Origin of the sequence: Lacticaseibacillus pantheris DSM 15945 = JCM 12539 = NBRC 106106 (assembly GCF_001311175.1) — a bacterium.
Lineage (GTDB): Bacteria > Bacillota > Bacilli > Lactobacillales > Lactobacillaceae > Lacticaseibacillus > Lacticaseibacillus pantheris.
Map to the genome: position 1 here is coordinate 1 of NZ_BBAI01000070.1, position 3,847 is coordinate 3,847.

Annotated in this window: 3 protein-coding genes and 1 pseudogene; all 4 read left to right on the forward strand. The window is 57.1% G+C overall.

Features of this window, described 5'->3' with window-relative positions; genetic code table 11:
• Positions 1-330, forward strand: a 330-nt coding sequence (locus tag JCM12539_RS13470; protein WP_162204160.1) for a hypothetical protein, incomplete at its 5' end; no start/stop codon positions are given.
• Positions 320-1,201 (forward strand): helix-turn-helix domain-containing protein, encoded by an 882-nt coding sequence (locus JCM12539_RS12280; RefSeq protein WP_054651818.1) that lies wholly within the window; start codon positions 320-322, stop codon positions 1,199-1,201. The genes JCM12539_RS13470 and JCM12539_RS12280, both read left to right, overlap by 11 nt.
• Before the next feature lie 361 nt (positions 1,202-1,562).
• Positions 1,563-2,677 (forward strand): annotated as a pseudogene (locus JCM12539_RS15650) (exonuclease SbcCD subunit D).
• A gap of 53 nt (positions 2,678-2,730) precedes the next feature.
• Positions 2,731-3,847 (forward strand): ATP-binding protein (locus JCM12539_RS12290; protein WP_082405531.1); only part of this gene is annotated, 1,117 nt, incomplete at its 3' end.

Genomic DNA, 3,847 nt, shown 5'->3' on the forward strand with positions numbered 1-3,847 from the left:
AATTGTTGGCTCGTCCAGTCGGGAGAAATTACGTTAGCCAAGCGGTTGACGGAAAAAGTGCAGCAGGGCGTAATTCCCGCCAACGCATCGTTGGTGGAGTACCGTCGTGAGTTTATTGCGCGCTGTTTAGCCTACCGGATTGAGCCCAGTACGGCCCGGGCAGAATCAATTACCGGCTTGATCAGCTTTCTACGGACCATTGGCTCGGTGTCGTTGGCGCAAAGTTACCGTGACACCGCGCAGCGGCTTTGTGGTACCGACCTGTACGCGCAAGTGCCACAGCCAGGACCCGCAACAGATGCTGTTGGGGAGGTAGCCGATGCCAATTAATAAACGTTTTCGAGAGCTACGTGAAGAACAAGGCTGGAGCGTCGAGGATTTGTCCGACGGCATCGCAACGGCGCGGTCGGTACATAACTTCGAGGCCGGTGAGCGTGACCTCGCCATTAGCAAAGTACAGGCTATGTTGGCGCGGATGGGCGTCACCCTGCGCACCTTTGCTGTGGCCGCCGGCAAACCGGATGAGGAGCTGGGGCACTGGCAACGACTCGGGACTAAGGCGGAGTCACCGGTGCGGATGAAGCACCAATTCGAGCAACTTGCCGTACGCTACCGGGAGCACCCAACTGACGTTAACTTTTACCAGATGATGGTCATGGCGGGCGACTATTATTACGCCGCCCACCGGAATTTGGTGTCTGACGCAGAAATTGAACACTTATCGGCTTTGCTTGTGGCCAGCGGGTCGTGGGATGAAACCCAACTGGAGGTCCTGCACGCCGTCATGGTGATGCTGCCGTCGCCCAAAGTGCTGGTGTTGACACGCGAAGTTTTACAGGCAGCCATCACTATGCGCGGATGGAACCAGATGGGCTACGTTTCGGCGTGGACGGTGATCACCCGTGGATTACGGGTGCTGGTTGCCCGGCGCTCTAACTACGCCCAACCGTTAATGAAGGAAATCGACGCAGCGGGGATGGATGAGCACCTGATTGAAAGCCGGTTTGGTATCCTACTGCTGAAGCGCCTGGGCATACTACAGGATGAAGATACGGATGAGCACCGCCAAGCTGTCTTTGCGATGTATAACATGTTGCCGGTGCTGCAAAGCCGTCATATGGTGGTCTACTTTGAAGAAACCCTGATGGATACGGTGGGGATGACCCCCGGACAGCTGCAGGAACCCGTTCCCCAAGATTAACGCGGATCAATCAAGCAAAAAGAGACCCGGTTATAATTAGCGGCTTCGGTAAAACAATGAACATCGACGCTGGCTGTCTTCTGACCGATTGGGGTCGTGGCGACAAGCCGGCCTACAAACGTGGACCACAATGCAGGTCCCTGTGCATAACGAAATACGGCCGGTATTCCTCAGTGTGGGAATACCGGCCGTATTTCGTTAGTGCTCGGGAGCTAACCGCATTGTGGTCCACGTTCTTATTTGTTCCCAGATAATTAGTCGTAAGTCATAAATGGGGGTCCCGCTGGCCGCAACTTGGCGGTAGAATAGTACTACGAACGTATGTACTGTTACTAGCCATCATCGAGGGGGAGTCAAAACCATGCGTATTTTACATACAGCCGATTGGCACATTGGTCGCACGCTGTCCGGATTCGATTTATTGCCCACCCAGCAGGCATCCTTTGCCGCGCTACGGCAGGTTGCCCATGACCAAAACGTGGATGCCATTATTATCGCCGGAGACCTGTACGATCGGGGGCTAGCGGCAGAAAACGCGGTCAACGCCGTGAACGGAATGATGCGGACGCTGAACCGTGACGACGGTTTCCCGCTGCTGGTCATTAGCGGCAACCACGACTCGGCCCCACGCCTGGCGACGGGGAGCGAGTGGTATAGCAGCACCGGCTTTTACCTGCATACCCGGTTAGAAGAAGCGTTTACGCCGGTCACCATTGGCGATACACAATTCTTCTTGCTACCATACTTTGAGCCGGCGATGGCGCGTAATTACTTTGATGACGACCAGTTGACTAATATCGGTACGGCAATGGTGCCGGTGATTGCCAAAATGGTGGCAGCCTTTGCGCCGGATAAGAAGCACGTGCTGGTCGCCCACTTCTTTGCTGCGGGTAGCACCCACACGGCTCGGAAACGCCGGTGAATGTTGGTGGACTGGACGCTGTGCCGCTTGACGTGTTGGAGCCGTTTGACTACGTGGCTTTGGGGCACCTGCACAACCGGCACGCGGTGAATGCGGATAAGATTCAGTACGCTGGATCGCTCGTGAAGTTTGACGTGAGCGAGACCGAGCAGCGCAAAGGGGTGTACGTACTCGACACCGAAACGATGCAGCGACAGTTCGTGGAAATCCCACAGAGTCCGGACTTTATCAACGTGCAGGGAAGCTTTGAACACGTAATGGACCCGGATTTTTACCACACGATTGATACGGACAGTTTTGCGCAGGTTACCCTGACGGATACCGAGATTATTCCTGACTTGATGAGCCAACTACGGACGGTGTATCAACGGTGTACCGGGGTGGACCGGACGCACGGCGTTGCCACGTTGGTGACCGAGAAGCCGGTGGATCGCCACCTGGACCCGATGGACTTGCTGGGGCAATTTTATGACGATACCAACGGCGTAACGATGACCGACGAGCAACGTCAGTGGGCGGCGGATGCGCTAGCACATGTGGAAGGTCAAGAATAACCACTGAACCACCGTGATTAACACTATGCGTAATCATGCCCAGGAGGTAGTCTATGCAATTTGAACTGTTAGAAATGCAAAACTTTGGTCCATACGCCGACGCACGGGTTGATTTTACCGACTTTGCGGACACCCCATTATTCCTGATCAGTGGGGATACCGGCGCGGGTAAGACGACGATTTTTGACGCGTTAGTCTTTGCACTGTACGGAACCGAGAAGAAGAATCAGACCGGTAACGGACGCCTGGCTACGGCGATGCGGTCAGAGTTTGCCGCGGCTAGTGCCGATACGGTTGTGCACTTGCGGTTCCGCAACGATGACATCGAGTATGACGTTACGCGCTCAATGTACGTGTCCCGCAGCGGTGAGCTGAAGGTGCGTAATCCGGAGTTGTTGATCCATCAGCCCGACCATCCCGATGAGGTGCTGGGCAAGGCGCGGGACGTACTCGACGCCATTGTGGACATCATGCACCTGAATCGCCAGCAGTTTCGCCAGATTATCCTGCTGCCACAGGGCGAGTTCCGCAAGTTTCTCGACGCGGACAGCAACGAACGCGAGGCGCTGTTACGCAGCCTCTTTGGTACGCAGATGTACCAAGACTGGGGTGAACGGTTGCGGCAGCAGCAACGTCAGCTGCAGGCAAAGGTGGGGACGACGGACCACCAACTGCAGGAGGCCATGCGGGCGTTTGAGTGGACCGATGCTGAGGACGAGGCCGCGAGCGCCGCGGCTGATGAACAGTCGCCGCTACCCGACCGGCTGACCGCGGCGGCAACTACCATTGCGGCCGACGATCAAGTGGTGGCGCAATTAGCAACGGTGGCCAGCAGCGCCGCGAGCGCCGCAACCAGTGCTGCCACCGCGTTAGAGCAGGCACGCACGTTAGCCGCGGCGTTTAAGCGGCGGCGTGAGGCTGCAGCCACGCAGGAGACTTTGGCAGCGCAAAGTAGCGCGGCAGCTACACGGCAGGCACGCATCACGGCTTTGGCTTGGGCACAGGAACACGCGGGGACGTACAACGACCGCCAGTCCGCACTGGTGGCGGCGAGTGCGGCAGACACGCAGCTGACGCAGATTACGGCGGCGGTATCTGGGGCGACAACGGCGCAAAGTAGCGCGGCGGCAGCAGCCAACTCGCTCGCTGCGCAGTCAGAGAGTGTGGCGG